Here is a 5,111-nt window from a genome sequence, read left to right as displayed (position 1 = left end):
ATGCACGCGCCAGGCGCCGATCGACTCCGTGAGCTTGATCGGTGGAAACCGTGAATTCGCCGCTGCGTCGCCAGGACCACGTGTGGCTTCGTTGATCTCTAGTACTCCAGCTGTAGATCGTGATCTTCATGTCTGGGCTGCGGCTTGTCGGCGGTAATGGCTGGTCTGTGATCGTGCCTGGTGGCGTCGTCGCCAGTCGGACCAGCCGAGCCGGTGGGCTAGGTCGTTCAGCGGCCGGACGGTGACGGTGAGGAACAGGTGCTGGATCTCGTTGCAGGTCAGCGGGGCCAGGCCGTCCGGTCCGGCGCGATGTGTGTGTTCGTCTGCGCGGACGACGGCGAGGAAGGCATGAGCGAGCATGGCGAGGGTGACCCAGCGGCTCCAGGACGGGTAACGGCGGACCTGGTGTTCATCGAGTCCGGCCAGGCCCTTCTCGGTCTGGAAGGTCTCCTCCACCCGCCACCTGGATCCGGCCGTCCTGACCAGGGTGTGCAACGGGACCGGCCCGGTGGAATGGCAGCGGTAGTAGGCGAGTTCTCCGGTGGTGCGGTTGCGCCGGACCAACAGCTGACGGTGGCCGGGCGGAGGGCCGGTGAGGTCGATGACGGCCCAGTCGTAGTAGCGGTGCCCCTTCGCGCCGCGTCCGGCGGACAGTTTCTGCCAGGCCCGCTTCGGGAGCTTCCTGGCCAGCGCGTCGGCGCGGAACGTGCCCGCACCGGTGGTCACTTCGGCCGAGCAGGCCACCGCGAGGACATAGCCCAGGCCGCGTTTTTCCAGGGCGGACCTCAGTTTCGGGTTGCCGCCGTAGACCTCGTCGCCGGTCACCCAGTCGATGCGGTGCCCGGCGTCCAGGAACCGTCCCGACGGTGCGGGTGCCCTTCTTCACATCGCCGGTCTCGTCCACGACCAGCACTGCCGCCTCGTCGTGGAGATGTTCGACGACGTACTCGCGCACGTCGTCCCGCACGGCATCGGCGTCCCAGGCGGCCCGGCATAGCAGGTGCTGCATGCCATGCGGGGACTTCTCCCCGGCCCACTCCGCGATCGTCCAGCAGTTCTTGCGCGGCAGGTCCGACAGCAGCCCCAGCACCAACCGCCCGGCCCGCAGCCGGGGTTCGACCCGGGCAAACCGGCCTGCGATGCGGCCCATGGCCACCTCGAACACCTCCCGCCAACGGCCTGGATCTATGCTGTGACCTGCGGCCACCGTCTCTTCGTCAGTCCACACAACTCACGATGATCAACGGTGGCCGCACCCGTCACCACACCGGCCCTGGCTATCCGCGCGTAGGCCATCACGTACGGTCTGCGGCATGACGGCAGAGGATTCGAAGGCCCCAAAACCCCGGGTGCAGTTGGTCATTGGCATCATCCGCCAAGGCGACGAGATCCTGCTCGTGCGAGAAAGTCTCGGCGCCGCCGGCGAGATCCTCTGGTCGCTGCCCGGTGGCGGGGTCGAGGACGGCGAGCTCATGCACGAAGCCCTCCGGCGCGAGCTACGGGAGGAGACCGGCCTGCTGGTAGGCGACCCGGTGCGGACCGCATTCCTCATGCACATCGATTCCGAGCCCTACCCTTCGGCACTGGCCGCTGCCTTCGAGATCGACGAGTGGTCGGGTGACATCGCGCCACAGGACGACGACATCAAACAGGCCGCCTTCTTCCCCCTGCCCGACGCCCTGAAGCTGCTCGGCGAGCTGGACAGCGCAACACAGCGGGAGCCCATCGTCGGATATCTGACCGGGGATGTCGCGCCCGGGACCACCTGGCTTTACCGCAACCGAGGTAGAGACGAGACGCTGGTCGCCCGCTGGTGACGCCAGACGATGGCCACCACACGAAGATCACGATCTACAGCTGGAGTACTAGGAACAGCGTTTGTCGACTGGTTTCGGAGTCACTTGCTGATCAGTGGGGCCGTGCATGTCGACGAGAAGTGACTGCCTACTGGCTCAGTCCAGGAGACCCGCCTTCCGGGCAAGTGGCCGGCGGGCGTGCCTCCGGGGCTCGGCGGCTGATTTCCGCCAGCACGTCGCCTTCTGCACTTCTACGCTGCGGCCATGTCATACCGCTTCGCTGGAATCATCGACCGCTATCTACTCTCCGGTTCCGAGTTCACCCACAAGCTGCGCGCGGTACGGGCCGAGCAGTGGACGGTACCCACCCCCTGCGCAGAGTGGGACGTACGCCACCTCGTCAACCACATGACCCGGGGAAACCTCAACTACGTCTCTCTGCTGGACGGCGGCTCGGCCGACGACTGCCTCCGGCCCGGGACGAGGACGCTCTGGGCAGCGATCCGGTGGGTGCCTACATCCGGTCGGTGCGGGAGTGCGCCGAGGCGTTCCGGAGGCCGGGCGCCCTCCAGCAGACTCTCGACTACCCTCTCGGCCCGGTGACCGGAGAACAGGCCCTCGCCGTGCGCACCACGGATGCGGCCATTCACACCTGGGACCTGGCCCGAGCCGTCAACGCTCCCGAGAAGCTCGATCCGGAGCTCATCGCCTGGATCGAAGAGCACCTCGCCGAAATTTGCGCCGGCTTGGCGGAGTCACCTGTCTCCGCCGGCACTACCCACCGCTTCTTCGCCGCCCCAGGGGCTCCACCCGTGGCCGGGGAGGCCCGCCAAGCCCGGCTGCTGCGTCTGTTCGGCCGCTGAGCGAAGGAAAGGGCGAGCTCGACCTTCCACATCCGCAGGAGCATGGGCCGGGTCGGCTCGAGTTACGACAACGCCCTCACCGAGTCGTTCTGGCAGGGCCTCAAGAGGGAGACGATGCACCAGAGGCTGTTCTCGACGATGCGTCAAGCGAGGCTGGAGATCTTCCAGTGGCTGACCTACTACAACGCCCGCAGACGCCACAGCGCCCTCAACCACCTCTCACCGGTGGAGTTCGAACAGCAGCTAAACTCTCAATCGCGGCATGAGCCCCTGTGTCCACACTCCGGGGGACGCCTGAGCACCGATGGCCTCCCACCAGTGGTAGCGCCACGCTGCAAGCGGAAATCTCGGCGATGAGCGGCATGTCGGTGGCCAGCGGTTCACACTAAGGAGCACGCAAGGTGACGTTTGAGGAAAAGCATTTCAGTTATCTGCACGGCCTGGTCCAGAACCGTACGACGGTTCGGGCGGTGGCCCAGATCGACCAGTTGACGGAGCAGGGAGCGGCGAACGCGACCCTGATCAAGTGGGATTTTTCGGCGGCGCAACCGGCGGCGTTCAACCTGACCTGGTACTGCACGCGCATGGCGATCCAGAGGGTTCCGCGTGGCGGCGGCATCGAACTGGTCTACATGGGGCCGGATGGACACATGGGCTACGGCACCGCCAGCGGCGACAGCGAGTCGCCGATCTGGCCCGCCGGTGATGGGCCCGATGTCTATGGTGTGCTGCGCGACCTGCGGACCATTGGCGAAGGCGTCTATGCCGTGGGCATGGGACGGCAGGTCTACCGACGCAACCTGGCGGGCACCTGGGAGCGGAAGGATGCAGGAGCGCTGCAGGACCGCCAGCTTATGGAGGTCGTCGGCTTCAACGCGATCCATGGCATCGACGAAGCGGAACTGTATGCCGCGGGCTATGCCGGCGAGGTGTGGCGCTGCGACGCGGGACGCTGGGAGCAACTGGACAGCCCCACCAACGTGATCCTCAATGCGGTGCACGTGCTTCCCGACCGCCGGGTGGTGGTTGCGGGCAAGAACGGCTTCCTGATGATCGGCTCACGAAGCGCCTGGGAGGTCGTCGAGACCGGCCTGGATGCCCAGATATGGGATATCCAGTACTTCAACGACGGGATCTACCTGGCCACCAGCAATGCGCTCTATCGGCTCGACGCGAATCATGTGCCGCAGCAGGTGGACATGCGTCTCGCAGGGCCGGTGACCTGCGGTCAATTGGATGCCGGCGACGGCGTTCTCCTGGCGACCGGGCGCAAGCACCAATGCTGGAGCGATGATGGGAACACCTGGCATGACCTCACCTGAGTTCGCTTCATGCTGACTTCCGTCGTACGCATCAACGATGTGCAGCAGACCCCGCAGGAGACCGACCCGCAGCGCATCGCGGACGGCCTGCGGTCCATGACACGGCGCGCCCACGCCCGCGGACTCCGGGTCGTCGGGGCGACACTGATGCCGTACGAGGGGTACCGCACCTGGACACCCGCGCGCAACGACGTACGGGAACGGGTCAACGCGCTGATCCGGGCGGGCGGGATCTTCGACCACGTCATCGACTTCGACGCGGCCGCCCGCGACCCCTACCGCCCGACCCGGCTCCGGCCGGCCTACGACGGCGGCGACCATCTCCACCTGAACGACACGGGCTACCGGCAGCTGGGCTCACTGGTGGACCTGACCACACTGGTGCACGACCGGCCCAGATCCGACCAGCTCTGACCAGGCACGCCCCGCGAGCGCCCCGGGGCGCCGCCCCTCCTCAGTCCGACGGACCCTTCTCCAGCCGGCCACGCCCGCTCCCGCGCTCCCCGTCCAGCTCCCGCTGCCGCTCCAGCTCCGCGTCCCGCATCCGCTGCTTCTCCGCCTTGCTCCGCTTGTGCTCCACACCGACACCGCCCATCAGCGCGAACCCGGTGATCCGCACCCGCGGGGCATCCGGCGACGGGACCCCTTCGTCCTTCGAACGCTCCCCGAAGCCGCCCATGATGCCGATCCCCTTGACCTCGACATTCAGCTCCGGCGGAACCGTCACCTGCATACCGCCCGTGATCGTGAAACAGCGGATGACCACCTCGCGGTCCTCGAAGTTCGCCTCCCGCAGATCGATCTCACCGCCGCCCCACATCGCGAACGCGGTGAACTTCCGGCTCACCGTCCAGTTCCCCCGGCGGCCGAACCCACCCCAGAACGCGAACGCGCCGCCCGACGTGGCGGGCTTGCCGATCCGGTCCGCCCACCGCTTCTGCGATCCGGTCCGCGCCGGAGCCGACCTCACCGGAGCCACCACCGCGCCCGGCGCCGGAAGATCCCGCACCAGCGGCTCCAACTCCCCGTGCGTACGGGGTCTGTACAGCGAACGGTGGGACTCGGTTGATTGTTTCTACCGGCGTCCGGCGGTGAGTCGGCCGTCGAAGGTGATGTCGAAGGCGTTGAGT

The 5,111-nt window shown here is 67.1% G+C and carries 4 protein-coding genes and 4 pseudogenes; 6 read left to right on the top strand and 2 right to left on the bottom strand.

Translation table 11 applies throughout. The features are described from left to right. Positions 1-126: 126 nt before the first annotated feature. Positions 127-1,150, bottom strand: a pseudogene (locus ABZ622_RS41680) (transposase). Positions 1,151-1,313: 163 nt separating this feature from the next. Between ABZ622_RS41680 and ABZ622_RS41675 the strand changes: the two are divergent. The 6 genes and pseudogenes from ABZ622_RS41675 to ABZ622_RS41650 all read left to right on the top strand — a co-directional run. Continuing rightward, positions 1,314-1,817 (top strand): NUDIX hydrolase, encoded by a 504-nt coding sequence (locus ABZ622_RS41675; protein WP_266647955.1) that lies wholly within the window; start codon positions 1,314-1,316, stop codon positions 1,815-1,817. A 243-nt stretch (positions 1,818-2,060) separates the two neighbouring features. After that, positions 2,061-2,399, top strand: a complete 339-nt coding sequence (locus tag ABZ622_RS41670; RefSeq protein ID WP_360552506.1) for a maleylpyruvate isomerase N-terminal domain-containing protein — start codon at positions 2,061-2,063, stop codon at positions 2,397-2,399. Beyond that, positions 2,396-2,659 carry a hypothetical protein gene (locus ABZ622_RS41665; protein ID WP_360552504.1) on the top strand — a complete coding sequence of 88 codons (264 nt, stop codon included), beginning with the start codon at positions 2,396-2,398 and terminating at the stop codon, positions 2,657-2,659. Before ABZ622_RS41670 ends, ABZ622_RS41665 begins: the two co-directional genes overlap by 4 nt. Positions 2,660-2,689: 30 nt before the next feature. Beyond that, positions 2,690-2,917: pseudogene (locus tag ABZ622_RS41660) on the top strand (integrase core domain-containing protein); the annotation flags it as partial. Positions 2,918-3,060: 143 nt separating this feature from the next. Then, complete coding sequence (locus tag ABZ622_RS41655) at positions 3,061-3,981, top strand: hypothetical protein (RefSeq protein WP_360552502.1); 921 nt, start codon at positions 3,061-3,063, stop codon at positions 3,979-3,981. Positions 3,982-4,011: 30 nt separating this feature from the next. Beyond that, positions 4,012-4,395, top strand: a pseudogene (locus ABZ622_RS41650) (GDSL-type esterase/lipase family protein); the annotation flags it as partial. Between the two features lie 40 nt (positions 4,396-4,435). Here the strand turns inward: ABZ622_RS41650 and ABZ622_RS41645 are convergent. Further along, positions 4,436-5,032: pseudogene (locus ABZ622_RS41645) on the bottom strand (hypothetical protein); the annotation flags it as partial. Between the last annotated feature and the right edge of the window lie 79 nt (positions 5,033-5,111).

The sequence above is a fragment of the Streptomyces sp. NPDC007164 genome, from assembly GCF_040634135.1.
Lineage (GTDB): Bacteria > Actinomycetota > Actinomycetes > Streptomycetales > Streptomycetaceae > Streptomyces > Streptomyces sanglieri.
The sequence above is the reverse complement of the archived record's forward strand: the minus strand, read 5'-3'. Positions and strand labels throughout refer to the sequence as shown.

What these genes read in the sequence shown, in the direction of transcription:
- ABZ622_RS41675 (WP_266647955.1), top strand. Translation starts at nt 1,314, where the DNA reads ATGACGGCAGAGGATTCGAAGGCCCCAAAACCCCGGGTGCAGTTGGTC.
- ABZ622_RS41670 (WP_360552506.1), top strand. Translation starts at nt 2,061, where the DNA reads ATGTCATACCGCTTCGCTGGAATCATCGACCGCTATCTACTCTCCGGT.